The 26,557-nt window shown below is 61.8% G+C and carries 29 protein-coding genes; 17 read left to right on the top strand and 12 right to left on the bottom strand.

Features of this window, described 5'->3' with window-relative positions:
• Nucleotides 1-3 precede the first annotated feature (3 nt).
• Genes HJB83_RS28770 through HJB83_RS28745 form a run of 6 tightly spaced genes read left to right on the top strand, consistent with a single transcriptional unit; the run spans nucleotide 4 to nucleotide 5,705 of the window.
• Nucleotides 4-756 carry an ABC transporter ATP-binding protein gene (locus HJB83_RS28770; protein WP_405049179.1) on the top strand — a complete coding sequence of 251 codons (753 nt, stop codon included), beginning with the start codon at nucleotides 4-6 and terminating at the stop codon, nucleotides 754-756.
• A complete protein-coding gene (locus HJB83_RS28765; RefSeq protein ID WP_221133070.1) occupies nucleotides 753-1,481 on the top strand; it encodes an ABC transporter ATP-binding protein in 729 nt (242 codons plus the stop codon). Before HJB83_RS28770 ends, HJB83_RS28765 begins: the two co-directional genes overlap by 4 nt.
• A complete protein-coding gene (locus HJB83_RS28760; RefSeq protein WP_221133069.1) occupies nucleotides 1,478-2,392 on the top strand; it encodes a branched-chain amino acid ABC transporter permease in 915 nt (304 codons plus the stop codon). The genes HJB83_RS28765 and HJB83_RS28760 overlap by 4 nt, the downstream gene beginning before the upstream one ends.
• Entirely contained in the window at nucleotides 2,389-3,414 is a 1,026-nt protein-coding gene (locus tag HJB83_RS28755) for a branched-chain amino acid ABC transporter permease (RefSeq protein WP_207584574.1), read from the top strand. The genes HJB83_RS28760 and HJB83_RS28755 overlap by 4 nt, the downstream gene beginning before the upstream one ends.
• 36 nt (nucleotides 3,415-3,450) lie before the next feature.
• Entirely contained in the window at nucleotides 3,451-4,236 is a 786-nt protein-coding gene (locus HJB83_RS28750; RefSeq protein WP_207584573.1) for a coniferyl-alcohol dehydrogenase, read from the top strand.
• Nucleotides 4,237-4,259: 23 nt separating this feature from the next.
• A complete protein-coding gene (locus tag HJB83_RS28745; RefSeq protein ID WP_207584572.1) occupies nucleotides 4,260-5,705 on the top strand; it encodes an aldehyde dehydrogenase in 1,446 nt (481 codons plus the stop codon).
• Between the two features lie 325 nt (nucleotides 5,706-6,030).
• Here HJB83_RS28745 and HJB83_RS34370 read toward each other — a convergent pair whose 3' ends face one another.
• Complete coding sequence (locus tag HJB83_RS34370) at nucleotides 6,031-6,336, bottom strand: hypothetical protein (RefSeq protein WP_259671434.1); 306 nt, start codon at nucleotides 6,334-6,336, stop codon at nucleotides 6,031-6,033.
• A gap of 430 nt (nucleotides 6,337-6,766) precedes the next feature.
• Between HJB83_RS34370 and HJB83_RS28735 the strand changes: the two genes are divergently transcribed.
• The 5 genes from HJB83_RS28735 to HJB83_RS28715 all read left to right on the top strand — a co-directional run bounded on the left by HJB83_RS28735 (nucleotide 6,767) and on the right by HJB83_RS28715 (nucleotide 10,043).
• Nucleotides 6,767-7,288 (top strand): DUF4142 domain-containing protein, encoded by a 522-nt coding sequence (locus HJB83_RS28735; RefSeq protein WP_221117213.1) that lies wholly within the window; start codon nucleotides 6,767-6,769, stop codon nucleotides 7,286-7,288.
• 7 nt (nucleotides 7,289-7,295) lie between these two features.
• Nucleotides 7,296-7,616 (top strand): cupredoxin family copper-binding protein, encoded by a 321-nt coding sequence (locus HJB83_RS28730; RefSeq protein ID WP_207584570.1) that lies wholly within the window; start codon nucleotides 7,296-7,298, stop codon nucleotides 7,614-7,616.
• 39 nt (nucleotides 7,617-7,655) lie between these two features.
• Complete coding sequence (locus tag HJB83_RS28725) at nucleotides 7,656-8,384, top strand: RNA polymerase sigma factor (RefSeq protein ID WP_207584569.1); 729 nt, start codon at nucleotides 7,656-7,658, stop codon at nucleotides 8,382-8,384.
• A 139-nt stretch (nucleotides 8,385-8,523) separates the two neighbouring features.
• On the top strand, nucleotides 8,524-9,114 hold the full coding sequence (locus HJB83_RS28720) for a TetR/AcrR family transcriptional regulator (protein WP_207584568.1): 591 nt from the start codon (nucleotides 8,524-8,526) through the stop codon (nucleotides 9,112-9,114).
• 110 nt (nucleotides 9,115-9,224) lie between these two features.
• Nucleotides 9,225-10,043 carry an alpha/beta fold hydrolase gene (locus HJB83_RS28715; protein ID WP_207584567.1) on the top strand — a complete coding sequence of 273 codons (819 nt, stop codon included), beginning with the start codon at nucleotides 9,225-9,227 and terminating at the stop codon, nucleotides 10,041-10,043.
• Nucleotides 10,044-10,553: 510 nt separating this feature from the next.
• Here the strand turns inward: HJB83_RS28715 and HJB83_RS28710 are convergent.
• Nucleotides 10,554-10,982: a DoxX family protein gene (locus HJB83_RS28710; RefSeq protein ID WP_207584566.1), complete on the bottom strand. Its 429-nt coding sequence runs from the start codon at nucleotides 10,980-10,982 to the stop codon at nucleotides 10,554-10,556.
• 116 nt (nucleotides 10,983-11,098) lie between these two features.
• Here HJB83_RS28710 and HJB83_RS28705 point away from each other — a divergent pair, with 116 nt between their 5' ends.
• The 5 genes from HJB83_RS28705 (at nucleotide 11,099) to HJB83_RS28685 (ending at nucleotide 16,203) form a co-directional block, all read left to right on the top strand.
• Complete coding sequence (locus HJB83_RS28705) at nucleotides 11,099-12,031, top strand: LysR family transcriptional regulator (protein ID WP_221117212.1); 933 nt, start codon at nucleotides 11,099-11,101, stop codon at nucleotides 12,029-12,031.
• Nucleotides 12,032-12,217: 186 nt separating this feature from the next.
• Nucleotides 12,218-13,579, top strand: a complete 1,362-nt coding sequence (locus tag HJB83_RS28700; RefSeq protein WP_207584564.1) for a TadE/TadG family type IV pilus assembly protein — start codon at nucleotides 12,218-12,220, stop codon at nucleotides 13,577-13,579.
• Nucleotides 13,576-14,106, top strand: coding sequence for a TadE/TadG family type IV pilus assembly protein (locus HJB83_RS28695; RefSeq protein ID WP_207584563.1), 531 nt, complete (start codon nucleotides 13,576-13,578; stop codon nucleotides 14,104-14,106). The genes HJB83_RS28700 and HJB83_RS28695 overlap by 4 nt, the downstream gene beginning before the upstream one ends.
• A gap of 1 nt (nucleotide 14,107) precedes the next feature.
• Entirely contained in the window at nucleotides 14,108-14,692 is a 585-nt protein-coding gene (locus tag HJB83_RS28690; protein WP_207584562.1) for a TadE/TadG family type IV pilus assembly protein, read from the top strand.
• 509 nt (nucleotides 14,693-15,201) lie between these two features.
• The gene (locus HJB83_RS28685; protein WP_221133068.1) at nucleotides 15,202-16,203 is read left to right on the top strand and encodes an Ldh family oxidoreductase; all 1,002 of its coding nucleotides are present in this window, start codon (nucleotides 15,202-15,204) and stop codon (nucleotides 16,201-16,203) included.
• A 92-nt stretch (nucleotides 16,204-16,295) separates the two neighbouring features.
• Here the strand turns inward: HJB83_RS28685 and HJB83_RS28680 are convergent, their stop codons facing one another.
• The 10 genes from HJB83_RS28680 to HJB83_RS28635 form a co-directional block, all read right to left on the bottom strand.
• On the bottom strand, nucleotides 16,296-17,051 hold the full coding sequence (locus tag HJB83_RS28680) for an SDR family NAD(P)-dependent oxidoreductase (protein WP_221117210.1): 756 nt from the start codon (nucleotides 17,049-17,051) through the stop codon (nucleotides 16,296-16,298).
• Between the two features lie 9 nt (nucleotides 17,052-17,060).
• Nucleotides 17,061-17,825, bottom strand: a complete 765-nt coding sequence (locus HJB83_RS28675; RefSeq protein WP_221133067.1) for an SDR family NAD(P)-dependent oxidoreductase — start codon at nucleotides 17,823-17,825, stop codon at nucleotides 17,061-17,063.
• 8 nt (nucleotides 17,826-17,833) lie between these two features.
• Nucleotides 17,834-18,868 carry a proline racemase family protein gene (locus tag HJB83_RS28670; RefSeq protein ID WP_221117208.1) on the bottom strand — a complete coding sequence of 345 codons (1,035 nt, stop codon included), beginning with the start codon at nucleotides 18,866-18,868 and terminating at the stop codon, nucleotides 17,834-17,836.
• Complete coding sequence (locus HJB83_RS28665) at nucleotides 18,865-20,355, bottom strand: aldehyde dehydrogenase family protein (RefSeq protein WP_207584557.1); 1,491 nt, start codon at nucleotides 20,353-20,355, stop codon at nucleotides 18,865-18,867. The genes HJB83_RS28670 and HJB83_RS28665 overlap by 4 nt, the downstream gene beginning before the upstream one ends.
• 34 nt (nucleotides 20,356-20,389) lie before the next feature.
• Nucleotides 20,390-21,628: an FAD-binding oxidoreductase gene (locus HJB83_RS28660; RefSeq protein ID WP_221117207.1), complete on the bottom strand. Its 1,239-nt coding sequence runs from the start codon at nucleotides 21,626-21,628 to the stop codon at nucleotides 20,390-20,392.
• A gap of 59 nt (nucleotides 21,629-21,687) precedes the next feature.
• Nucleotides 21,688-22,566, bottom strand: coding sequence for a dihydrodipicolinate synthase family protein (locus HJB83_RS28655; RefSeq protein WP_207584555.1), 879 nt, complete (start codon nucleotides 22,564-22,566; stop codon nucleotides 21,688-21,690).
• Nucleotides 22,567-22,594: 28 nt separating this feature from the next.
• Entirely contained in the window at nucleotides 22,595-23,260 is a 666-nt protein-coding gene (locus HJB83_RS28650; RefSeq protein WP_207584554.1) for an amino acid ABC transporter permease, read from the bottom strand.
• A 9-nt stretch (nucleotides 23,261-23,269) separates the two neighbouring features.
• Nucleotides 23,270-23,932, bottom strand: coding sequence for an amino acid ABC transporter permease (locus HJB83_RS28645; protein ID WP_207584553.1), 663 nt, complete (start codon nucleotides 23,930-23,932; stop codon nucleotides 23,270-23,272).
• Nucleotides 23,933-23,958: 26 nt separating this feature from the next.
• Complete coding sequence (locus HJB83_RS28640; protein ID WP_207584552.1) at nucleotides 23,959-24,741, bottom strand: amino acid ABC transporter ATP-binding protein; 783 nt, start codon at nucleotides 24,739-24,741, stop codon at nucleotides 23,959-23,961.
• 62 nt (nucleotides 24,742-24,803) lie between these two features.
• Nucleotides 24,804-25,637, bottom strand: coding sequence for an ABC transporter substrate-binding protein (locus tag HJB83_RS28635; RefSeq protein WP_207584551.1), 834 nt, complete (start codon nucleotides 25,635-25,637; stop codon nucleotides 24,804-24,806).
• 200 nt (nucleotides 25,638-25,837) lie between these two features.
• Between HJB83_RS28635 and HJB83_RS28630 the strand changes: the two genes are divergently transcribed.
• Entirely contained in the window at nucleotides 25,838-26,557 is a 720-nt protein-coding gene (locus tag HJB83_RS28630; RefSeq protein WP_207584550.1) for a GntR family transcriptional regulator, read from the top strand.

Genomic DNA, 26,557 nt, shown 5'->3' with positions numbered 1-26,557 from the left:
ATAGTGCAGCAGCTAGCTCAAAATCGGCCGGGGGGAGCCTTTCTCTCGGCCAAGGGGATCCACAAGCGGTTCGGCGCGCTCGTCGTCCTGGAAAACCTGGATTTTTCCATGGGCGATGGCGACGCGGTCGGCATCGTCGGGCCGAATGGCGCGGGCAAGACGACGCTGCTCAGCGTGCTCGCCGGCGCCTTCCCGCCAAGTGCGGGAACCGTCACCTTCGATGGCGCCGATGTCACGAGCCGGACGGCGGCGGAGCGCTGCCGCTCCGGGCTCGTCCGGACCCATCAGGTTCCCAAACCCTTCAGCGGCATGACGACCTTCGAAAACGTCTTCGTCGCCGCATCGCACGGCAATGCCGCAAGCCGCGACGAAGCATATCAGCGGGTGGTGGATTCGCTGTCGCTCTGCGGCATGCTCGACGTCGCCAACCGCCCGGCCGACACGCTCGGCCTTCTCGATCGCAAACGCCTGGAGCTTGCCCGTGCGCTGGCCACGCAGCCGAGGCTGTTGCTGCTCGACGAGATCGGCGGAGGACTGACCGATGGCGAGGCGAGCGAGCTCGTCGAAACCATCCTCGAATTGCGCCGCCGCGGTATCGGCATCGTCTGGATCGAGCACATCGTCCATATCCTTCTGCAGGTGGCGGAACGGCTGATCTGCATGGACGCGGGCAGGATTATCGCCGACGGCGAGCCGAAAATGGTCATGAGCAATGCGGAGGTGGTCAAGGCCTATCTCGGAGGGACACCCGCATGAGCCTTCTCTCCATCCGCGACCTCGACGTCCGCCACGGCCTGCTTCAGGCGGTGCGCGGCGTCAGTTTCGATATTGCCAAGAGTGAGGTGCTGGCACTGGTCGGCGCCAACGGCGCGGGCAAGACGACGCTGCTCAGATCGATCGCCGGCGCCCATCTTCCATGCTCCGGCCAAGTCCTTCTCAACGATGAAGACCTGGCCGCCGTCCCTTCCCACAAACGGATCGCCAAGGGCATTGCCCTGGTGCCGGAAGGCCGGCGCCTTTTCTCGCAGATGACCGTGGAAGAGAACCTGCTTCTCGGAAAGAGCTGCGGCCGCAAGGGTGAATGGAGCGTCGACCGCGTCCTCGACGCCTTCCCGAACCTCAAACCCCGCCGCCACGCAAAGACCGGGCATCTCTCGGGCGGGGAACAGCAGGCGACTGCCATCGGCCGGGCGCTGATGAGCAATCCCGATATTCTTCTGCTGGACGAAGTCTCGCTCGGACTTTCGCCTCTGGTCGTCGATCGCGTCTACGCCCAACTGCAGGCATTGCTGACCTCGGGAACGACCATCGTGCTCGTAGAGCAGGACCTTGCCCGCGCCATGAGCGTGGCAAGCCGCGTCATCTGCATGCTGGAAGGACGCATCGTCCTCGACAGGCCGGCCGCAGCCGTCACTCGCGGGCACGTCACCCAGGCCTATTTCGGATTGCACCGGGCCGCCGGCGAAAGGAGCGCATCATGATCAACACTCTGATCCAGGGCATTCTGCTCGGGGGCTACTACGCCGTCATCGCCTGCGGCCTGTCCTTCATGTTCTCCGTCATGCGGATCATCAATCTCGCCCATGGCAGCCTGACGGTCGCGGCCGCATATGGGCTGTGGCTGCTTGCCGCCAAGGCCGGCATTCCGCCTTTCGCCGGCCTGCTGATCGTGCTGCCCGTCATGGCGATCCTCGGCTGGCTGCTGCAGCGATTCATTCTGGAACGCAGCGCCCGTGGCGGGACGCTGCTGCCGATCCTCACAACCTTCGGCCTGTCGATCGTCATCGACAACCTGCTGTTTGAGCAGTTCGGCGCCGACACACGGTCGCTCGCGCCCTTCATCGGCAACCTGTCCTATGCGTCCTGGCAGTTGCCGGGCCACATCTTCGTCGGCAAGCTTGCCGTCATGATGATGGTGACGGCAGTCTTCATTCTCGGGGGGCTGCAGTTTTTCCTCGGCCGCTTTGCGCTCGGCCGCGCCATCCGCGCCACGGCCGAGGATCCCGATACGGCAGGGCTGGTCGGCATCGATGCGCGCAGGGTCAATGCCGTCGCCACCGCGATCACCATGGTCACCATCGGGATTGCCGGGGCCTTTCTCGGGATGCGGGCAACTTTCAGCCCCTATGCCGGCGGCCCGCAGCTTCTCTTCGCTTTCGAGACGGCTGTCATCGGCGGAGCGGGATCGCTGTGGGGCACGCTTGCCGGCGGCATCGTTCTTGGCCTTGCCCAATCGCTCGGTGCGCAATTGCATCCGCAAGGCTTCCTGATTGGCGGCCACGCCGTATTTCTGCTGGTACTTTTCATCAGGCTGTCCCGCTTCGGCATGCCTCAACTCGACAAGCTCGGTGCGTTTTTCAACCTTCGTGCACGTCTCCGGAGCCCGACATGACCTTTGTCTCCAACGGCATATCGATAGAACGCTGGACGAAATCGTCGCGGGTGGCGCTTGGCTCCATGGCCGCGGTGCTTGTCCTGCTGATCTTCGCCCCCGCCGTCCTCGGCGCCGGCGCGATCGACCGGATGACGGCCCTGTTCATCTACGTAATTCTTGCTGCCATGTGGAATGCGCTCGCCGGTTTTGGCGGGCTGGTTTCGGTCGGCCAACAGGTGTTCTTCGGGCTCGGCGCCTACTTCACCATTCGGCTCGCCGATGCCGGGCTCGATCCGTTCATCGCGCTCTTTGCGGCCGCGATCGTGACCGGCGCGCTGTCGATCCCGCTTTCGCTGTTCATGCTGCGGCTGAAGGGCGGCGAGTTCGCGATCGGCATGTGGGTCATCGCCGAACTCGCCCACCTGCTCGTCAACCTCGACCGGCTGATCCAGGGAGAAACCGGAACCTCGCTGATCTCGCTCAACGTCTATGACAGCGGCACGCGGCGGGCGACAATCTACTGGCTTGCGCTCGCGTCCATGACCGCCCTGCTCGGTGCGCTCTTCATGCTGATGCGCAGCCGCGCCGGCGCGGCCATGCAGGCGATCCGCGACAATGAAGAGGCGGCGACCTCGGTCGGCGTGCGTGTGATCGCCACCAAGAGGCTGCTCTTCGTGCTCGCCGCCTTCGGCATCGCGATCGCCGGAGGCCTGTGGCTGGCGACTGCCACCACCTTCCAGCCGAAGACTTATTTCAGCGTCCAATGGACGGCCTACATGATCTTCATGGTGCTGGTCGGCGGGATCGGCAAGTTCGAAGGCGCGATCATCGGCGCCGTCCTGTTCTTCATGATCGAGACCTTCTTCGGCGGAGCCGGCGTGTGGTACCTGATCGGCCTCGGCGCCACCGCCCTGATTTTCTCGCTCTACCTGCCGCGCGGCCTCTGGGGCGAAATCGAGCGCCGCTTCGACCTGCAACTTCTTCCCGTCGGCTACCGGCTGAAATTGCCCGGTCCGAATAAGATCAAATGGGAAGAATGAGCCGGCTTCCGGATTCTATTGTGAAAGGTGACGTTGATGCTTTTTGGTAAAACAATCCTGGTAACCGGAGTGGCTTCCGGCATCGGCGCCCGGACGGCGGAACTGGCCGGCCAGATGGGCGCCGAGGTCATCGGTGTCGATGTGCGCGAGCCGGCCAATGGAGGCGCCGCCTTCATCACGGGCGATCTGTCCACGCCATCGGGCGTTGCCGAGATCGTTGCACGGCTCCCGACGCGCCTGGATGCGCTCGCCAATGTCGCCGGCCTTTCCGGCAGCACCGGCGTCGTCGCGACGCTCGCGGTCAACTTCTACGGTCTTCGCGCCCTGTCGGAAGCCGTGGCACCCCGCCTGCGCGAAGGCAGCGCCATCGTCAACGTCGCCTCGATCGCCGGCTACGGTTGGCGCGCCAATCTCGAGCGAGCAAAGTCGCTGACATCAATCGAGGGCTTTCCCGATGTGGCGGCGATCGTTCGCGAACACGGCCTCAAGGACGAGCAAGGCTACCCGCTCTCCAAGGAACTGCTCCTACTCTGGACCATGCGCGCGGCCCACCAACCATTGTTCAAGAACCGTGGCATCCGGGTCAATGCGGTCAGCCCCGGGCCGGTGGAAACGCCGATCCTTAAACAGTTCCGCGCCGTGCTCGGCGACGCCAGGGTCGACAGCGACATTACCCGCGTCGGCCGCGCCGGCACCGCCGCCGATATCGCGCCCGCCGTGCTCTTCCTCTGCTCTGACGGCGGGCGCTGGATCAACGGCGCCAATCTAGCCACCGACGGCGGCCTCGAAGCATCCATCAACGCCGAAGTCCTCGGCTTCTAGTTCTTTCCCTCAGGAGACCCCAGATGAATATTTCCCTCCTCATCAACGGCGCGGACCGCGCAGCCTCCGGCGGCCGGACCTACGACCGCCTAGATCCCTTCACCGAGAAGCTCGCAAGCCGCGCCGCCGCCGCCAATCTGGAAGACGTTGCCGCGGCCGTCGATGCCGCCGCCGTCGCCTTTGGCGCCTGGTCAAAGACCGGCCCTGGCCAGCGCCGCGCCATCCTGATGAAGGCTGCCGACATCATGGATTCCAAAGTGGGCGAATTTACTCGGCTGATGATCGAGGAAACCGGCGCGACCGCGCCCTGGGCCGGCTTCAACGTCATGCTCGCCGCCAATATCCTGCGCGAGGCCGGCGCCATGACGACGCAGATATCAGGCGAAATCATCCCGTCCGACAAGCCCGGCACGCTCGCCATGGGCGTTCGCCAGGCGGCCGGCGTCTGCCTGGCGATCGCTCCCTGGAACGCGCCCGTCATTCTCGCCACCCGCGCCATCGCCATGCCAATCGCCTGCGGCAACACCGTCATCCTCAAGGCATCCGAACAATGCCCGGGCACACACCGGCTAATCGCCACAGTGCTGACCGAGGCCGGCCTGCCAGCTGGCGTCATCAACGTTCTTACCAACGCGCCCGAAGATGCGCCTGAGATCGTCGCCGCGCTGATTGCCCATCCCGCGGTCAAGCGCGTGAACTTCACCGGATCGACCAAAGTCGGCAGGATCATCGCCGAGACCTGCGGCAGGCATCTCAAACCCGCTCTCCTCGAACTCGGCGGCAAGGCGCCGCTGGTTATCCTCGACGACGCCGATATCGACGGCGCCGTCAATGCCGCCATTTTCGGCGCCTTCATGCATCAGGGCCAGATCTGCATGTCGACGGAGCGGATCATCGTCGACGCGACGATCGCCGATCAGTTCGTCGCCAAGCTGGCCGCCCGCGCCAGCCAGCTGCCGGCAGGTGACCCACGCGGCCATGTCGTTCTCGGTTCGCTGATCAGCCTCGATGCAGCCAAAAAGATGGAAGAGCTGATCGCCGATGCGACGGCCAAGGGGGCAAAACTCGTAGCCGGCGGCAAGCGCTCCGGCACCGTGGTCGAGGCGACGCTGCTCGATCACGTCACATCCGACATGCGCGTCTATGCGGAAGAATCCTTCGGCCCGGTCAAGCCGATCATTCGCGTCTCCGGCGAGGAAGAAGCGATCCGCATCGCCAACGATACCGAATACGGCCTGTCGTCGGCCGTCTTCAGCCGTAACGTGCAACGGGCGATGGCAGTTGCGGCCCGGATCGAATCCGGCATCTGCCACATCAACGGCCCAACGCTGCACGACGAGGCGCAGATGCCCTTCGGCGGCGTCAAGGGCAGCGGCTACGGCCGCTTCGGCGGCAAGGCGGCGATCGCCGAATTCACCGACCTCCGCTGGATCACGATCGAGGATTCCGCCCAGCATTACCCCTTCTGACGACGAAACACATCACCGTGCCACAACGGCTATTGCAGTTGTGGCGCGGTCAATGTTCAGGCTGAGAAGCCATCCAGCGCATCGGCAAGTTTCAGCCAGAGATCATGGGGAGGCGAAGGAATTGGCCATGAATCTTCATCGGAGATCCGGATTTCGAAAGCGACCCCATTCGATCTGAAGCCCGCCAGCATCCGGCGAATTTCGTCGCCTTCTCCGTGAACGGGCCCGAACCCTGTTCGCCCAGCACGGTGCGGACCGTCGCCAGGGCGAGATTGAAGTTCTTCTGCAATTGTCCGAAGGCGCCGCGATGTTTGTCCCGCATGCCTCAATGGAGATCCCCGTGGGCGAGAGCGGCCATCGCATCGTTGAAATCGGACAAGTTATCGTCAATCGACACGATCAGCTCATTGAGGATGACAGCCGAACGGGAGATATCCGGATCGGCGTAGTCGGCATTCATCCGCCGCGTCAGATCTCCGCTCAGGACAGCCGTCGCCAATGCCGCGATCTCCGCGCAGAATCTGTCTTTCTGATCTTTGAGATCAGTTGGCGCTTCAATGCTGCCGGGATCATCGGGAAGTCGATCCTGATGGGCCGCATTCCAACCCGAACCGTTCGTTGTCTCGACCATGCACATCGAGCCTTAACGCAATACACCGCAGCCGTAGAACCAGCGGCAGATCATAAGTGCACAACTGCTATGGACCATGTCGTATTCCCGTATCCCTGCCGACCAATCGTGCCGCTGTCCCCGTGACAAGCGCGATCCCATCCAAGGCGGCAAGGCTTAAAAAAAGTGCTTCGGCGCCATCCCCGGTCGGATGTTTTGCGCGCGAAACGGATAGCATCGACGTATTTTTGACTATGATTGGGCGGCCTGCCACGCGTTTCGAAAGCTGCTGGTGATCCGAGGGGCTTGGCGGCGGCCGACGCCGATGAGGCGCCGCTTGCCTGCAAAAATTTCCGGGAACCTTTTCGGCCGATCTGCATCCAATGCCTGCTTCCAAAGGCGCCACCGCCGCAGAAGCCATTCCGTCACATGGACACAAAGGAGACAGATCATGTTGAAACAGATTCTCGGCGCAACCCTCCTGGCAGCCTCGCTCGGCACGGCTTCGATCGCCGCCGATGCAAAGCCGACCGACCCTCAGATTGCTCATATCGCCTATACGGCGGGGCAGATCGACGTCACCGCCGCGGATCAGGCGTTGAAGAAAAGCAAGAATGCCGAAGTCATTGAATTCGCCAAGACCATGGAGCGCGACCACAAGGCCGTCAACGATCAGGCGCTCGCCCTCGTCAAGAAACTAAAGGTGACGCCTGAAGACAACAAGATCAGCCAGTCGCTCTCGACTCAAGCAAGCAAGGAGTTGAAGACGCTTGACGCTCTCGACGGCGCGGCTTTCGACAAGGCCTATGTCGAAAACGAAGTCGCCTATCACAAGTCGGTCAACGATGCGCTTGCCAAGGTGCTGATCCCCTCGGCGCAGAACAACGAGCTCAAGTCGCTCCTGGAAACGGGCCTGACCCTGTTCAAGCAGCACCAGATGCATGCCGAGCATCTTGCCTCGACGATGAAGTAGACTGGCGATGCATTTGCTGACGAAATCGCTGCCGCTGCTGTGTGCGCTACTCTGGACAGGCGGCGGCGTCGCCTCTGCCGCGGAATACCAAGTCACCATTGCAGGGATGAAATACAGCGCGCCGCCTGCCGAACTGCATGTGGGCGACGTGATCGTCTGGCGAAATGATGATATCTTCCGGCACACGGTGACGGCCCGCGACAAAAGCTTCGATATCGACCTGCCGCCGAAATCGGAAGGTCGCATGACGATCAGCCGAGCGGGAGCAGTCGACTTCTATTGCCGCTTTCATCCGGCCATGACGGGCAAACTGGACGTCCGGCCATAGGGCCGGGCTTCAATCAAATACGGCAGGCGGAGGATTCCCATGACAGCCATTCCGGTTCCGACCGAGCGACAGCAGCAGCACCAGCAGCAGATGTCGACATTCTCCGACGCAGATCTCGTACCCTTGGCGAAAATGGGCGACGAGCCCGCCATCCGCACCATCATTCAACGCCACAACCAGCGCCTGTTCCGCACCGCGCGCGCCATCATCCGCAACGATGCCGAGGCGGAAGACGTCGTTCAGGCCGCCTATATCAAAGCATTCACCAATCTGGCGGCGTTCCGAGCCGATGCGCAGTTTTCGACGTGGCTGACCCGAATTGCGATCAACGAAGCGCTGGGCCGCGTGCGGCGCCGAAAGAACACAGCTAGGCTCGAGGAAATCGACATGCAGACGACATCGCCGGGCGGTGAAGTACTACAATTTCCTTCCTCCTTGTCCGCAACCGATCCAGAAACCGAGCTGTCGCGGAGCCAGGCGCGGCATCTCCTCGAACATGCGGTCGACGAACTTCCGGATGATTTTCGCGCCGTCTTCGTACTGCGTGATGTCGAGGGCATGAGCACCGACGAGGCCGCATCCTATCTCGGCATAAGACCCGAAACTGCCAAGACCCGATTGCACCGGGCGCGGAAGATGATGCGTCAGTCGATCGAAAAACGGCTCTCCGGCGCATTCTCGGCGCTGTTTCCGTTCAATGGCGCCCGGTGCGCTTTCATGGCCGATCGCGTCATTGCCGCCCTAGGCTCAGGACTCACAACGGGGTAGCCAAATAGGAGGATGGCGGCGAGGGTGATTGCGCCCATGAAGGTGTTGGCGCAGCGATCGTAGCGGGTGTGAATGTGTTACCCGTGTCCCCACCAAAAACTGCTTGACAATAACAAGACGACCGGTCATATATATATTCATGCCTAGACCAGCCAATCCCGAAACGCGATCGCGCCTCCTGGATAAGGGGGGAAACCTCATCAGCACCCGCGGCTTCAATGCCACGGGCGTGCAGGAGATTACGTCGGTCGCCGGTGTGCCCAAGGGTTCGTTCTACAATTATTTCGAAAGCAAGGAGGCCTTCGCTGTCGAGGTACTGACTGAGTATTGGGATTCGGTGGTTGCTACCTACGGCCCGATCTTGGCCGATCACAACATGGCGCCGCTCGCGCGTATCGCGCGCTATTTCGCGAGCCTAGCAGAGTTTCACGAGCGCCGCGGTTACGCGGTTGGCTGCCTGATCGGGAATATGGCGCTCGAGGTCACGCCGTCGAGCGAGCATGTACGCATTACGCTGGCGGCAATCTATCGCCAATGGATGGCCTCGCTCACCGAATGCCTCCGGGAAGCCCAGGCCCAGGGCGAATTGCCGGCCGGAAAGGACCCGGGACAGGTTGCCGTCGCGTTGATCGACGCGTTCGAAGGCGCGGTCACGCGTGCCAAGGTCGAACGTAACCGGTCGCCATTCGACAGCTTTGAAGGTTTCGTTTTGCCCGCCCTTGTAACCTGAACAATTTTGGCCGGTAAATATGCGACCGGTCATGTATTTGACAAGTTTCTCGCTGGAACGCCGCGACAACGAGTGCTGACCTTTATCCGCGGCAATCAAAGGAGCAAATCATGTCCACGATAATTACTACAGACGGCGTAAATATCTTCTACAAGGACTGGGGATCAGGTCAGCCGATCGTTTTCAGCCACGGTTGGCCGCTGACAGCGGACGACTGGGATGCCCAGATGACATTCTTCCTTCATCACGGGTATCGGGTGATCGCCCACGACCGGCGCGGCCACGGCCGGTCCGACCAGCCCAGCACCGGCAACGACATGGACCACTGGGTTGCCGACCTCGCGGCGCTGACTGAACACCTCGACCTGCGCGACGCGATCCATATCGGGCATTCGACGGGTGGCGGTGAGGTAGCTCGCTATGTCGCTCGCCACCAGGAGCGGGTTGCGAAGGCGGTGCTGGTCGCTTCGCTGACGCCGAACATGTACCGGAGCGAGGATAACCCGGCCGGTCAGCCGCCGGAGTGGTTCGAAGCGATCCGGGCCGGCGTGCTGGGCAACCGGTCGGAGTTCTACCGTTTCGTCCCTGAGAACCCGTTCTACGGCTACAACCTCGATGGGGCGAAGCCTTCGGAGGCAATCATTGCGAACTGGTGGCGCCAAGGCATGGCCGGCGGTGCCCTCGCTCATTACGCGACCGTCGACTCTTGGCTCGAAGATTATACCGAAGACCTCAAGAAGATCACTGTGCCGGTGCTGGTGATGCATGGCGAGGCTGATCAAGTCGTCCCGTTCGCAAGTTCAGTGCCGCGTGCGGTCGACCTGCTTAAGAACGGGTCGCTGAAGACTTATCCGGGCTACCCCCACGGCATGCTAACCACACATGCGGATGTCCTCAACCCTGACCTGCTGTCTTTCATCAGGTCTTGACGACACCTCTTGTCCATCATCGTATAGTGGTAACACTTGGGTTCGTAAATTGAGGAGGGTTCGGGTTTCGTCGTAGTGTTGAAGGAACGAACAAGAAGCTCAAACCCTCCTCGAGAATTCGTCGGCCAAGGCCCCTATCGAAGCGGCGGCCTTGGCAGCGTTACTCGGCCTTGGCGGAGGTCCACTCCGACGTCGGCCTCGCGCCCTACCTGCCCTAGACGATGCCCGACAGCGCCGCCGGTCGTCCACCCGCGCTCGACCACGCGACAAGGGGAAGTAGGGCTCGATCCGGCGCATCTGCGCCTCGTTCAGCAGGAACATGTCGGCCATCGGCAGCGCCACCTCGACGCCGCCACTGAATCAAACTGGCCCCGCTCCACAAGTCCGTTTATGGGTCCTGAGCCTAATCCAAAAGACATCATGACTGGCGATGCAGCTCAAAACTCAATCTGTCGAGTTCGTCCAAAACCTGTTGGATCCGGGCGCGCGCCTCCCGATCGGCGGCGTCCGTCATTGGCGCGGCGTAATCGGCGCCCTCTTGCCGCGGCCCCACAGGATGAAAGCTGAAAGGGCAAGCAGGATGACATTGAGGGGCAAGGCGGACGCTTCGCCGCGGGAGAGATGAAAGATCATCGCAGTGATCTGCAGCAGCACGCAGCCAAGCGCCGCAAGCACGGTCAGACGCGGCTGAATCCGAGTTAGGGCCGGCAGCAACACGCCCACTCCGCCGGCGAAATCGATAATACCCATGAGGCGCAGAAACCATGCGGGAACGTCGCCGGGCCATACCCACATTGCCGCCAGTTGGTCGACCGGCATGAAAAACTTCATACAGCCGAACAGCGTGAAGGCAATAAAGAGAAGCACCTGAGCGGACCATAGCCCGATTAGAAGCAACTTCCCCTGGGGCGCAGGCAAACCAGTCGCGGTGTTGGACATTCGAACCTCCTTGATAAGGGATGACGGCAATCCCGTCGAGCGAACAGATACAGCTGGAAGCTCATCGTGAAAACCGTTATATTTTCGTGAAAATTTATCGACAGGATCGATGAGATATGCAGCCCCACCCGACTTTGGATCAGCTTCAGGTCTTCCTGACCGTGGTGGAGAAAGGCAGTTTTTCAGCCGCGTCCCGCGCCCTCAACCGAACGCAGTCGGTCGTCAGCTATACGATCGCCAATCTCGAGGCGCAGCTCAGGGTGGCGCTTTTCAGCCGCTCCGGCACCAAACGGCCGCAGCTGACGGAAGCCGGAAGGTCGGTGCTCGAGGATGCCCGCCGGTTGCTCGGCGATCTCGATCTGATGCGGGCGCGCGTCCAGGCCCTGAGCGACGGGCTGGAGGCCGAGCTCAATGTGGCGATGAGCGCTATCGTGCCGACGGACATTGTCGTCGACGTGCTGCGTGCCTTCCGCAGTCATTATCCCACCGTCTCCCTGAATGTAACGGTCGGCACATTGGGGATCGTCATAGATGCGGTTAGCAATGCGAGGGCCGTCGTCGGCTTTGGCGGCGCCATGGCGACGAGGAACGATCAGATCGTTTTCGAACGGATCGGCCAGTCGGCGATGATCCCCGTCGCCGCCCCCGACCATCCACTTGCAAAGTTGCGCCGGCCGATGACCCTCGCTGATGTGCGGGACGAAACCCAGCTCGTCGTCTACGACGCTTCGGGCTTGACGAAGGGACGCGATTTCAACGTGTTCTCGCTCAAGACTTGGCGTGTCAGCGACAACGCGACAAAACATCTCTATATCCGCGGCGCATTGGGCTGGGGCGGACTTCCGGCATCCTTGGTTAGAGATGATCTCGCCGATGGCCGTCTCGTCCATCTCCAGTTTCCCATCTTCGACCAGGGTGAGTACCCCATCCACGTGATACGCAATGTCGCAAACCCGCCGGGGCCGGCGGCAAGGTGGCTTACCACCGAACTTCAGGCGCGGCTTTCAGCCACTGACAAAGACGGGGGAGATCAAAAGGGCGTCCATTGAACGAGCCGCACTCAGTTCGATGCGTATCCTTGCGATATCCAAATTTCGCAGGCATGTACAATATGCGCAGGAAACCGTGCGTCGGCTACCCGTTTTTCTACAGGAACTGCAGGAATTAACAGAGGCTTAAGCGCTTTAGCGACATCTCGCACGGGACTATTTTCATAATCCATATGCGGTGTTTCTTTGCGGTCGACTCTTTCACATTCACTTGCCCGGGTCTTCGGAACCCTTCGCAGTCTCGGAAGAGATAGAGGCGGCAACGTCGCGATCGTCGTCGCCCTCACCCTGGTCCCGATGATCATCGCGGTCGGCGCGAGCTTCGACTACATTCGCACCTACAATATCCGACAGAGGATGCAGAGCGATCTTGACACTGCCCTGATTGCCGCTGTCAAAGAGATCGACACCGACGACAGCACCGCCCTCAAACAGAAAGTGTCCGACTGGTTCGGCGCGCAGGTGGAAAGCAGCTATACGCTTGGTGACATCAATATCGATACCAGCAACCATAAGATAACCGCGACGGCAAGCGGCACCGTTCCGACGACGTTGATGAAGATTGCCAACATCAACACCGTTCCCATCAGCGTCGGCAGCGCCGTCAAGGGGCCGGCCACCTCCTACCTCAACGTCTATATCGTCATCGACACGTCGCCTTCGATGCTTCTGGCGGCAACGACTGCAGGTCAGGCGACCATGTATTCCGGGATCGGCTGCCAGTTCGCCTGCCACACGGGCGATTCCCACACTATCGGCAACAAGACATACGCCAACAACTATGAATACAGCACGGCCAAGAACATAAAGCTGCGCGCCGATGTCGCCGGTGACGCCGTCAAGGACGTGCTTGCTTTGGTCGACACGTCCGACAGCAATCATCAACGAATCAAGGTCGGATTATATAGCCTGGGCGATACGCTGACGGAGGTTCTGGCCCCAACGCTGAGCACGGACACCGCGCGCAGCCGCCTCGCGGATTCGAGCTACGGCCTCACCAGCGCGACCTCGAAGGCGGCCACCTATTTCGACGTGTCGCTGGCGACGCTGAAGCAGAAGGTCGGCACCGGAGGGGACGGAACTACCTCAGGCACGCCGCTCAAGCTCGTTCTGCTGTTGACGGATGGCGTCCAGTCGCAGCGCGAATGGGTTACCGACAGCGTCGTATGGAAGAACAACAAGGCTGTATCCGGAGCATACTGGAATAAAGTCGCGCCGCTCAATCCGGACTGGTGCGGTTATCTGAAAAATCAATCCGACACGATGGCCGTGCTTTACACTGAATACCTGCCGCTCACCTCGGATTGGGGTTACAACGCGACCGTCGGCTCGACCATGGCAAGCGCCAACTGGAAGAATACCTGGGGCGGCACCATGCAGAGCGGCGTGTCTACAAGCATCACGAGACGCGACTACATTCCCTATGCGCTCTCGGACTGCGCATCCTCCAAGAGCCTGTTCATTTCAGCAGCGTCATCAGCCGAGATCACGGCAGGTCTGTCGGCGCTCTTCACACAATATCTCTCTTCCGTTCGGCTGACCCAATGAGGCGAAGGGGATTGTTTGTCTTGCTTCGCCGCATCTTGGGTGATCGCGATGGCGTCGCTGCAATTGAATTTGCGATCCTGGCCCTGCCGCTCTTCATCATCATATTTGGCATTATCGAAGTGTCGCTGATGTTCTTCGTCAACGCCACGCTTGACGCTTCGGTGCACAAGATCTCGCGGATGATCCGCACCGGCGAGGTAGCGTCTTCGAAGATCACATTGGCCGATTTCAAAGCCAGAATTTGTAATGACATGCTGCTCTCGTTCAACTGCTCCAGCGATCTCCTGGTCAAGGTGAGCGTGCTTTCCGATCTGTCGTCCGCGACCAGCGGCAATCCAATCGACACCAGCGGCAAGCTCGCCGTCACCGAGACTTACAATATCGGTCAGGGCAGCGACTATATCCTGGTCCAGACCTTCCTGCCCTGGACGGCCGTCGTCAATTTCCTCAGTCTTTCGAGCGCTAAGCTTTCCGACGGCCGCTATCTCATCGGATCTTCCGTGCTGTTTCGTAACGAGCCTTTCTGAGATGATGATAAAGCGGAATCTCTCCTTTTTCCGATGCGTCCTATCCCGCATCCTCCATCTTACGCGCGACCGCAGAGCCGCCTCGGGGGTCGAATTCGCGCTCGTGCTGCCGCTCCTGGTGATGCTGCTGTTCGGCACTGTCGACCTCGGCCATGCGCTCACGGTCAGCCGCAAGATAGACGAAATCGCCTCCACAACGGGCGACATGATCTCGCAGCAGAACACCTGGACGACGTCTGACGTCGCCAAGCTTCTTTCCGGCGCCAGCTTCATCCTCCAACCCTATGACACGACGGGTCTCACGATAACGGTCACCGTCAACGATATCAGCAAGACTGGCAGCGCGACGGTCAACTGGTCTGCCGCATTCAACACCACCGCGCTCAAATCCGGTACCGCGAGCGCGATCGAAATCCCGTCGCAAATCCAGGATCAAGGCGTTCAGGTCGTACTGACGCGGGTGCAATACAAATTGACGACACCCGTCTCGGCGTTCTTTTCAAGCTTTACCGGAATGAACGGCTACAGCTTCGATCAGCATTTCTTCAATCGACCGCGGACCAGCGATACGATCACCTACAAGTAGACCGTAAGTGACGAGGCATGGGTCAGAAGAGTAACGGACGACCGCCGCCGCGGCGCGCCCTCGTTCTGCTGACCACGCTGCGTTCGCATATGTCGTCGCGGCATCCTGAGATCGGCAATGCCCGCAAGATCCCGGCAGCCACTGCAATTCGTAGCACCGGCCTGCTTGACCAGCGGGCCACACCCTTGGATCGGTGCCCCGTCAATGGAAAGGCGCCAGGCGAAGGGATGTTGCCCCGCCGGGACGGCGAGCGAGTCCGGCGGCGTCTCAATCCAATGGCGAATTCACGCATCAAAGCGCGTCGCGATCTTTCATATTCGCTCCTTGCGCTTTAGCTCTTTGTTTTTGCGCATGTCGTTGACGCAAAACCGCTGCACACTTTTGCGCGACATGCTTTAGTCTTGCAGACACTATTGTACATTTTGCTGTTGGCGGTCCCCTGCTTTTGCTAGGACGGTCGGGCCACGGCACCGATCGGACCGGATGCCCTGAAAGAGCGGAGATTTGAGATGCCGGATGAGGTCGTAGTCTATCAGGCGGAAGCCGAGGCTTTAGCGATGCGAGCCTGCCTGGCAGCCGGCGCTCGGGAAGCCACCGCCCGCTCCCTTGTGGGCGCCACCTTGTCCGCCGCGCTTTATGGGCCTTCGACACTCGGATTTCCGCACATGGTGGATTACCTCGACAGCTTCCGCGAGGGCCGCATCAACTGCGATCCTGCGCCGACCTGCGAGCGTCCCTATCCCGCCTTCTTCGTCGCCAATGCCGATCAGGGCATCGCCCAACTCGGTTTCGATCTTGCGTTCGACGATCTCACGGCCGCGGTGCGCAATTTCGGGCTCGCCGTCTTCACACAGACGAACAGCTATACGGCAGGAGAACTCGGCTATTATGTTCGCAGGCTCGCCGGCGAAGGGATTGTCGGCATCGCCGCAACCAACGCCAATGCCATGGTGGTCGCCAAAGCAGGCGGCCCGGCTGTCTACAGCACGAACCCGCTGGCCTTCGGCTTTCCGCTTGGAGAAGGGTCGCTGCCTCTCATCATCGATCAGGCCTCCAGCGCCACCGCCTATGTCAATATCGTCGCAGCAGCAGCCGAGGGGCGCAGCATCCCGGAAGGATGGGCCGTCGACAAAGCGGGAAAGAACACCTCCGATGCCGCAAAAGCGCTCGGCGGAGCCCTGCTTCCCTTCGGCGGGCGCAAGGGCGCCAATGTGGCGCTGATGGTGGAAATGCTGTCGGCCGGCCTGTCCGGCGGCCCCTGGTCATTGGACACGCCGTCTTTCAGAGAGGGGAGCGCCAGCCCCGCAGTGGGCTTGACGGTCGTGGCGATGATGCCCGGGCGCCCTGATGATGGCCTTGTCGAACGTGCACGTCGCCAGGCAGCCCGCCTCCAAGAGCACGGCGTGTTCGTGCCTGGCGTCAGCGGCATCGAACATCCCAGGCCAGGGTCGGAAGGGCTGAAAATGCCGCGCGCGGTATTCGAAGCCATCGTGAAGATTGCGGGCGCCTGACGGGTCCCCGTCGATCATGAACTGCCGCACAGCGGGGCTTTTTTCGGGGAGATGTTCGAGGAACGATCCGGATGCAAAGCCGATCGGCACTTTCACGCCACGGCTTGTGCGCCGGTAATTTCCACGAGCGAGCCGCACATGAATGCCGCCTCGTCGGAGGCGAGGAATGCGACGAGGGCCGCGACCTCCTCCGGCCTGCCGATGCGACCGTAGGGAACGAGCTTGTCAAGATCGGCGATCGTCCGGCCCGAGCGGGTGACGCCGGCCTCCAGCATCGGCGTGTGGATTTCGCCAGGACAGACGGCATTGACCCGCACTTTGTCGGGCGCGTAGTCCCTGGCGAGATTCTGGGTGAAGGCGGCGACCGCCGCCTTCGTCGTGTTATAGGCAATGTGGTTCGGCGCGGGATGGAGCCCCCATTGCGAGCCCGTGTTGACGATCGCACCGCCACCGCCCGCGATCATATGCGGCAGGGCCGCGCGGCAGAGATGGAACATCGAATCCAGATTGACCGCGAAACTCGTCTGCCAATCTTCATCCGACAGAGAGAGCAGGTTGCCGCGCCGGTTGATACCGGCATTGTTGACCAGCACGTCGAGCCGCCCCTTGATGGCAAAGGCTTTCTCGACCAACTCGACGCATTCCGGCTTGCGGGAGATGTCGGCCGCAATGGCGGTCGCCGATCCGCCTGCCGCCTCGATGAGCGCGGCGACTTCGCCTGCGGCCTGGGCGTTGGCATCCGTCACCACCACCAGAGCGCCTTCATCGGCGAGCCTCCTTGAGATGGCCGACCCGATGCCGCCTCCGCCGCCTGTCACGACCGCGACCTTGCCCGAAAATCTCTTCATGTCACTCTCCTACCTGATATAGCTGCCGCCGTTGACATCGAAGGTCGCTCCATTGACCGACGCCTGCGAAGGGCGGAGCAGGAACGCCACCAGCTCGGCGATCTCGGCTGTCTCTGCCATCTCGCCGATCGGGATGTCGCCGACAACAGCGTCCTTTCCGTGTTTCACCACGAACTCTTCGGCCATGTCGGTGCGCACCCAGCCCGGCGCAATGGAGACGGCGACGACCCCATCGCGCCCGAAGCTGCGCGCGATCGATTTTGTGAGATTGATGAGCGCGGCCTTGGTCGCGCCGTAGGGCATGGCGTCGGCGGCGTAACCGCGCTGTCCGGCGCGGCTGGCCATATTGACGATCCGCCCGCCGCCCTGTTGTTTGAAATACATGATGGCCTCCTTGCAGAGGTCCGCCGCTGCGAAGAAATTCACCTGAAATTCTTTCTGCCAGGCGGCCCGCCAATCGGACGGATCGGCGTCGATCGAAATCTCGTTGCGGATGCCGGCATTGTTGACGACGGCATGAATGCGCCCCGCCGCCGCGAGCGCGTCGCGCCATAGCGCGAAGGCGCCGTCCAGGCTGGAGAGGTCGGCCTGGACGATCAGGCCGTTGCCACCGAGCTTGCGGAGCAGGGCTTGCGCCCTCTCTTTGTCACGCCCGTAATGGATGACGGGGCGCGCGCCTTCGGCAGACAGGCGCTCGACGATGGCGGCGCCGATCCCGCCCGATGCTCCGGTGACGAGGACCGTCTGGCCGGCCAGGGATTGAACGTGGGACATCGTGACTCCTAACCGAGCAGGTCGACCCGGGGGCCCCAGGTGTCGGACAGGGCAAATCCTGCGGCGAAGGGATCGTCGTCGGAGATACGCAGCTGTTCCCGGCCATAGATATATGCTTGGCCGGTTATTCTCGGCAGCACGGCGCGGCGGCCGCCCACCTCGGTTTCGCCGATCGCCTCTGCCAGGAACTCGCCGCCGATGATCGACCGCGACGTCCTCGCATCTCCAACGGAGACCTCGCCGCGGGCATAGAGCGTTGCCAGGTTCGCCGAACTGCCGGTTCCACAGGGCGAGCGGTCGACGCGGCCCGGCTGCAGCGTCGTGCAGGTCCTCACCGCGCCATCGGCTTCACGGCCGCGGAACATCACGTAAGCGATCTCGTCGACGCCGCTCAGGACGGGATGAGCGACCGAGACCTGGCCAGCCAGAAGCGCCTTGAGCTCGATACCGGCTTCCGCCAGCAGTCGGGCATTGACAGGCGCAATATCGAGGCCGAGCTGGTCGACGTCGACCAGCGCATAATAGACGCCGCCGAAAGCGACATCGATCTTGATGCGCCCCCATTTCGGCGTCTCCACTTCCCGGTCCAGCGCTTCCGCGAAGCTGGGCACGTTGTCGAGACTGACGGACAGGCATCTGTTGTCACGGCAGATGGCACGCGCGACGATGAGACCGGCCGGCGTATCGAGGCGGACGATCGTCTCCGGCTCCGACATCGGCAGCCGCCCGCTCTCGAGAAGGGCGGTGACCACGCAGATGCAGTTGCTGCCGGACATCGGATGAGCGCGGTCGGCCTGCAGCACGATGAAGCCGGCGTCGGCATCGGCGCGCGTCGGCGCGACCAGCAGGTTCACCGACATGGCGACATTGGCGCGCGGCTCGAAGGTGACGAAGCGGCGCAGGCTGTCGTTGACCGTGTTGATATGGTTCATTTTATCGAGCATCGTCGCACCCGGTATCTCGGGCGCGCCTGAGACGATGACCTTGCCGATCTCACCCTGGCAGTGGACCTGCAGCAAGTCGAGGCTGCGGTCCCAGTTCATTCGGCCGCCTCCGGCTTGATGTACCAGCCCCAGGGATCTTCGCTGGCGAAGCGGGTGATCTGCTTGGTCTCGAGATAGTTGTCGAGACCCCAGCGGCCGAGTTCGCGGCCGATGCCGGATTCCTTGTAGCCGCCCCAGGGCGCCTCGGTGAAGGTCGGCTGCGAGCAGTTGATCCAGACGATGCCGGCGCGGAAGGCGGCCGCGACGCGCTCAGCCCGAATGTCGTCCTTCGACATCACCGCGGCTGCAAGGCCGAAGCGGGTATCATTGGCGAGCTCGATCGCCTCCTCCTCGGTCTTGAACGGCCTTATGCAGACGACGGGCCCGAAGATTTCCTCCACCCAGGCGGCGCTGTCGAGCGGAACGTCCGTCAGAACGGTCGGCTGGAGATAGTAGCCCCTGTCGAACCCTTCGGGACGGGCTCCACCACAGGCAACCGTCGCGCCTGCCTGCCGGGCCGCTTCGATCGCCGCAACGACCTGCTCGTGCTGGCGCTCGGAAACCAGCGGCCCCAGCAGAACGCCCGCGTCCAGGCCGTTGCCGATCTTGATCTTGGTCGTTTCCTCGATGAGACGCGCAAGCAACCGCTCGTAGACGGTGTCCTGCACCAGGACTCTAGACGTCGCGGAGCAGACCTGGCCCTGGTTCCAGAAGATGCCGAACATGATCCACTCGGCGGCCTTGTCGATATCGGCGTCCTCGAAGACGACGAAGGGCGACTTTCCGCCGAGTTCGAGGCTGACGCGCTTGATGTCGCGAGCGGCTGCCGCCATGATTTTCGAGCCGACCGGCCCGGAGCCGGTAAAGGCCAGCTTGTCCACCTCCTTATGATCGATGATCGCCTGTCCGGCGACCGACCCCGCTCCCGTAACGATGTTGAGCACGCCCGGCGGCAACCCGGCTTCGTCGGCGACCGCCGCCAGTTCGAGCGCCGTCAGCGACGTCAATTCGGCAGGCTTCAGCACCATGGTGCAGCCGGCGGCCAGTGCCGGCGCAACCTTCCACGCCGCCATCAGCAGCGGATAGTTCCAGGGAATGATCGCGCCGGCGACGCCCAGCGGCTCGCGGACCGCCTTGGAGGTAAAGCGCTGATCGGGAAGCGCGATCGCCTCCTCGGGATTGTTGTCGAGCTGTTCGGCGAGCCCCGCATAGAAATCGAAGCAGCCCGCCGCGTCGGCAACGTCCCAATCGGCCTCGGGGAACGGCTTGCCATTATCGAGAACTTCGAGGTGTGCGATCTCGGCCTGATGGGCACGGATGCCATCGGCGATCGCGCGGAGATACCGCGCGCGCTGGGCACCCGTCAGCTTCGGCCAGCCGTCCTTGTCGAAGGCTCGGCGAGCTGCCTTGACGGCAAGATCGACGTCCTCGGCCGTTGCGGCGCCGATCGTCTGGATCACCTCTTCCGTTGCAGGGTTGGTCACCGTGCAGGTACCACCCTTGATCGGCTTCACCCACTGTCCGTCGATATAGAGTTCGCTTCGCATGTTCACTCCCTTGCTTTCGTAGGTGTCAACCGCCCTAGAAGCGGTCGATACGGTAGGGTCTCATGTCCACGGGCGGCTGCGCGCCCGTAACAAGATCGGCCATCAGGCGGCCGGTCGTGGCTGCATAGGTGAGACCGAGATGTCCATGGCCGGTGGCGTACCAGACGTTGCGGCGCTTGGCGGACGGCCCCATGACCGGCACGGTGTCGGGCAGCGCCGGGCGATGCCCCATCCATTCCGTCGTCTCCACCGCCTTCAGCTCAGGCAGCGCCTCTTGGGCTCGCTTCACCAGGATCTTTGCACGCCGATAATCCGGCGGAGCATCGAGGCCGGCCATTTCGACCGTACCGCCGACGCGGATGCCGCCTGCCGTCGGCGTAACCATGAAAGCGCGCGCCGGCCAGATGATCGAATGGCGCATCGAAATACCAGGCTCCATGATCTGCGTGTGATAGCCGCGTTCGGTTTCGAGCGGGATATGTTCCCGCAGCAGCGCGGAAAGCCGGGCAGTGAAGGCGCCGGCCGCAAGCACCACCGCGTTCGCGGCAAAGATCTGCCCATCTGCCAGGCGGACCGCGGAAACGCCGGCCTCGTTTTGCTCGAAATCGACGACATCACCCTGAACGATCCTGCCGCCGAGCGCCTGGAATTTTTCAGTCAGCGCGGTGACGAGCTTGTACGGATCGGTGATCGACCGGTTGTCGGGAAAAAGGACCGCCTTGCCGATCGTGGTCGTCAAAGCCGGCTCGAGATCGCGGATGGCATTGCCGCCAAGGATTTCGTGCCGGAAGCCGAAGCGCTCCAGGATATCGATATGTTCCCGGTCCGTCTGGAACTCGGCCTCGTCGGCATAGAGGCTGAGGCACCCCTCGGCCGTCAGCATGTGCGTGAGGCCCGTCTCCTTCAGCAACACGTCCAGATCTTCGTGGACGCGCCGGCAGAGCACGGCGCCGGCCGCCTCCAATTCCCTCAGCTTCGAGGGACGGCTCGCAGCGAGGAACATGAGGAACCAGGGCACCAGTTTCGGCAGATAGCCGGGCCGGATGCGCACAGGACCTTCCGGATCGAGCAGCCATTTGGGCATCTGCGCCCAGATGCCGGGGCGCGAGGCCGGCATGAATTCGGTGACGGCGATGCTCGCCATATTGCCATAGGAGGCGCCTCGACCCGGCGCCGCCTTGTCGAGCAAGGTGACGTTGTTTCCCCGGCGCTGCAGTTCATAGGCGATGGTGGCGCCGATAATGCCGGCGCCGACGACCACAATGGATGACACGGTGAACCTCGCAAATTCAGAGATCCTCGGGGCGGCTCGGCCACCCCGACCTGTTCTTATTACCAGTTGAGGATCGGTTGCATCGCCGCCTTGAACTCGGCCTTTTCCTCCACCGTCAGTTCGCCGAGTGGTGCGCGGCACGCACCCACGGGCAAGCCCTGAAGCTCGCAGCCGTACTTGATCTTCTGCACGAACTTGCCGCTCTCGAGAATATTCATCGCCCGGTAGAGCGTTTTCATCTGCTGGCGCGCCTTGTCCAGATCGCCGGATCTGAACGTGCGGTCGAGATCGCAGCAGGCCTTGGCCATGCAGTTGGACGGACCGCAGATCCAGCTTTCCGCGCCCCAGAACATGAAATCGAGCGCGATATCGTCGGAGCCGCTGACGAGCTGGATCTTGCCCTCATAGCGACTGGCGATGTCGATCGCGCGCTGCAATACCCCAGAGCTTTCCTTGATCCCGATCACATGCGCATTATCGGCAAAATGATCCATCAGCTCGAAACTGATGTCCGAGCCATCCTTGGCCGGATAGGAATAAAGGACGAGGCTCACATCGACGGCACGGAGCACGGCTTCGTAGTGCTTGATGAGCTCTGCCTGGGTCGGACGGGTATAAAATGGCGGCGCCAGCAGCACCGTGTCATAGCCGATATCCTTGGCCATCGCCGTCTGCTCGATCACCTCGCGGGTGGCGGGCGCGTTGGTGCCGGCGATCAGAATTTCGCCCGGTTTGGCAAATTCCTTGACGAACTGCAGCACGTCACGGCGCTCTTCCTTGGATTGGCTGAAATACTCGCCGGTCGACCCGTTTGGAACCCAACCGGTGACGCCTGCCTCACGCAGATGTGCCAGGAGCTTTTCGAATGCCTTGAAGTCGATCTTGTTGTACGCGTCGAAGGGAGTGATGAGCGCGGGCATGACGCCGGAAAGTTTCATGGGATTCTCCTGTCTGGGAACGACATTGTTAGATTGCGAGCTTCTTGAGAATGCGTCCCTCGATGAGGGAGACGGCCCGCGTGAGTGGGAAGGCGATGATGAAGTAGATCAGGGCGACGATCGTCAGCACCTCGACGGGACGGGCGGTGTTGTTGGAGATGTTCTGGCCGACGAACATCAGATCGGCCATCCCCACCGCCGAGACGAGCGCGCTCTCCTTGAAAAGGCTGACGCAGTTCGACAGCAGCGTCGGAATTGCCCGCAGCACCGCTTGGGGTAGCACGACGTTCAGGACCTGGGCCCTGCGCGGCAGGCCGAGAGCGACGCAGGCGTCCAGCTGTTCCCGGCCGATGGACTTGAGGCTGGCCCGGAAGGTTTCGCTGGCAATCGCTCCCATGTAGAGCGTGAGCGCGATGACGCCCGATACCAAGTTCGAAAGCTCGACGCCGAGGATGAGCGGCAGGCAGAAAAATATCCAGAAGAGCTGGATGAGGACCGGCGTGCCGCGGAAGAATTCGACGTACAGGCTCGAGACCGCGCGAAGTACGAGGTTGCGCGACGTTCGGGCAAGGCCGACGAGGAAGCCGAGGGAGCATCCGAGCACGACGCAGATGACCGTGAGCTTGATCGTCATCCATAGGCCAAGCAGGAGTGCGTTTTCGAAGCGCAGCAGGATCGAGAAGTCGAGTGTCATTCTGGCCTCCTAGCTGACGAGGATCTGGCGGCGGCGTTCGAGCAGGCCGACGATCTGGGTTATCGGGAAGGAGACAGTGAAATAGATGAGGGCGACGACGGTGAAGGTCTCAATCGGACGATAAGTCTCCGTCGCCAGCGTTTTGCCCTGGTACATCAGGTCCTGGATCGCCACGATCGCGACCAGCGCGCTCTGCTGGAAGATGACGATGCCGTTGGTCAAAAGCACCGGGATCGAGGCGCGGAACGCCGTCGGAAACACGATGTAAAGCACCCGTTGCAGCGGATTGAGACCGAGCGCGATGCCGGCGTCGAGCTGCTCGCGCGGAACCGCCTGGATGGATGCCCGGTAGGCCTCGGCGTTGAACGCCATCAGGTTGAGACCGAGCGCCATGATGCCCATCGTCATTGGATCGAGGAAGACGTCGAACAGCATCGGTACGCAGTAGAATATCCAGACGATCTGAACGATGGCCGGCGTGCAGCGGAAGAATTCGACGAAAAGCATGAACGGCAGCCGCACGACCTTGATCGGGCTCATGATCAGCAGGGCCAGTCCGAAGCCCAGAACGATGCCGATGACGTTTGCCGCGGCCGTCAATTGCAGTGAAACCCACAGCCCCTGCAGAAGCGGAGCGATGGAGACTGCGTTGAAGTCGAACGTGTAGTTCACTTGTGCCTCCCTACTTCTTGATGGGCCTACTGCTTAATATGGAAAACGCGGTCGATGAATTCCTTCGTACGCTCCTCGCGCGGGGCGGCGAGCACCTGCTCGGGAGGGCCGTCCTCGACGACCACGCCGCCGGCGCAGAAGATGACGCGCGAGGCGATGTTCTTGGCGAACCACATGTCGTGGGTCACGATCATCATCGGCATGTTCTGGGCGGCGAGTTGCAGGATGACCTGCTCCACCTCGCTGACGAGCTCCGGGTCGAGAGCCGACGTGACTTCGTCGAAAAGCATCAGTTTCGGGTCGAGCATGAGCGCGCGGGCAATAGCGACGCGCTGTTTCTGGCCACCGGAAAGCTGGGCCGGATAGGCATTGGATTTGGCTGCGAGCCCGAACCGCTCGAGCAGCGCCTGCGCGCGGGCCGTGGCCTTCGCCTTGGCTTCTCCGCGCACCTTGCAGGGAGCAAGAATCAGGTTCTGAATGACGTTCAGATGCGGAAACAGCGTGTAGTGCTGGAACACCATGCCGATCGAACGGCGGACATCGGTGTCGATCTGGGTCTTCCGGCCTGCGCTATCGGATGAAATATATGCACTCCCATCGAAGCTGACTGACCCGCTGTCGATCTGCTCCAGCCCCATCATCACGCGCAGCAGCGTGCTTTTGCCGCCGCCGCTGGGCCCGATGACGACGACACGTTCGCCGGGCTTCATTTCGATGTCGATGCCTTTCAGCACCTGAATGGCTCCGTTTCCATAGCTTTTGTGGAGCGCCTGCATTTTCACGAGGGGAAGGCTGAAAGACGTGGTCATGGCCAATCTCCGATGATCGAAGCTGGAAGGGCCGGCGCGATCTTCGCACCGGCCCGGCGAGGTTACTTTGCGCCCTTGAGCACGTCGTCGACCGCCTTGCGGATCAGTTCATCGACATGGCCGGTGGCGACCCTCTCTTCGAGGAAGATATTGATCACTTCGACGTCGGCGGCCGAAAGCTGATGCGGCAGGCCGAAAGCAACGCCCTGCTTGGCGAGTGCCGGCGTCGGGTTGAGCGCCAGCGCCCAATCCGGGTTCGATTGCGTGAAGAGCTGGTTGGTGTCGGAAGCGTCGACCAGGATATCGGCGCGCTTCGAGCTCACTGCCAGGCGGGTTTCGTCGTTGCCGGGAAGACGCATGACCGTGGCATTCTTCACCGCCGCGGAGATGGCTTTGTCCTGCGCCGTGCCGGACATGACCGCGAGCGTCACGCCCGCCTTGTCGATATCGGCCACCGAGGCGGCGCCGGCCGGAATTTTCGGATTGTTTTTGTTATAGGCGAGCGAGATCTGGTACTCCATCGCCGGGATCGAAAACTGCACAGCCATGGCACGCGCCGAGGTCCGGTTGAGCGCCAGTGACAGATCCCATTTGCCCGCCTGCAGGCCGGCAACGATGTTGTCCCAGGTCGTATCGACGAATTCAGGCTTCACCTTAAGGACGTCGGCAAATTCCTTGCAGAGATCGGCAAAGAAGCCGGAATATTCGCCGGTTGCCGGATCGCGCATGACATAGGGCGGCGCCACTGCCGCGCCGCAGCGCAGCACACCCGCCTTCTGCACGCCCTGCCAATATCCTTCGGCGGTCTCAGCATGTGCGGCGGTTGCGCAAAGACCGCCCATCAGGGCGAGCGCGGGCAGCGCCCGCAAGGCGGACGTCATCAGTTTCGAAAGCATCGGGCATTCCTCTTTTGCTGTGCGCGAAGCGCGCGGTTCCACTCGTCGGCTGCAGCCGTTTCTCTTATTTTCTTGTCGGCTTCGTGTCGACCGTGAATAATATGTCAACAGCGTGTCGACAAAGTCAAGCGGAAAAATTCCATTGCCGACACGCTGATTTTCTGGCCCAATGGGACCTGCGTTTGGAGAAAGGGACTTGAGTGTCTGATGAATCGGAAGTGAAACGAATCCGTGGGACTGGCTGGAAGAGCGTCTATGAGACGCTCCGCAACGAGATCCTGTCGCTCGCTCTGCCGCCCGGTCAGCTCCTCGACGAGATGACGCTCGCCGAACGCTTCGACATGTCGCGCTCGCCGGTGCGCGAAGCCCTGATCCGGCTCGGCGGCGACGAACTGGTCGTGACGCTTTCCAACCGCAGCACGATTGTTGCGCCGATCGAAGTGGCGACCTTTCCCAAATATGTGGAGGCGCTCGATATCGCGCAGCGCATGAATACGCGGCTTGCCGCCGCACTCAGGACGGAAACCGACCTGAAGACCATCACCAAGCGGCTGAAAACCTTCGAGGCGGCAGTCAAAACCGGCAATCACCTGGCCATGTCGGAAGCCAACAAGGAGTTCCACATGGCCATCGCCCATGCCGGAAAAAATCAGTATCTCGCCTCGTTCTACGAGAAACTGCTGTCGCAGGGACAGCGCATGCTCCACCTGCATTTCGAATATCTGGAGCGGACCCATGAGGGCTATCTCTTGACCGACGAGCACTCGCTGATGCTCGATGCCATCAAGGACAAGAACGTCGATCTCGCCGATGAGCTCGCTCACGCCCATACACGCCAGTTCCAGGACAATTTCATCAACTTCATGCGCGAGAACTACACGACGGATGTCGCGCTGGGACCGTTGCGGGCTGCGGAGTAA

This window comes from Rhizobium sp. NZLR11 (assembly GCF_019685115.1).
In the GTDB taxonomy this organism is placed as follows: Bacteria; Pseudomonadota; Alphaproteobacteria; order Rhizobiales; family Rhizobiaceae; genus Rhizobium.
Note: the sequence above shows the minus strand (reverse complement) of the source record. Positions and strands in the feature narration are given on the sequence as shown.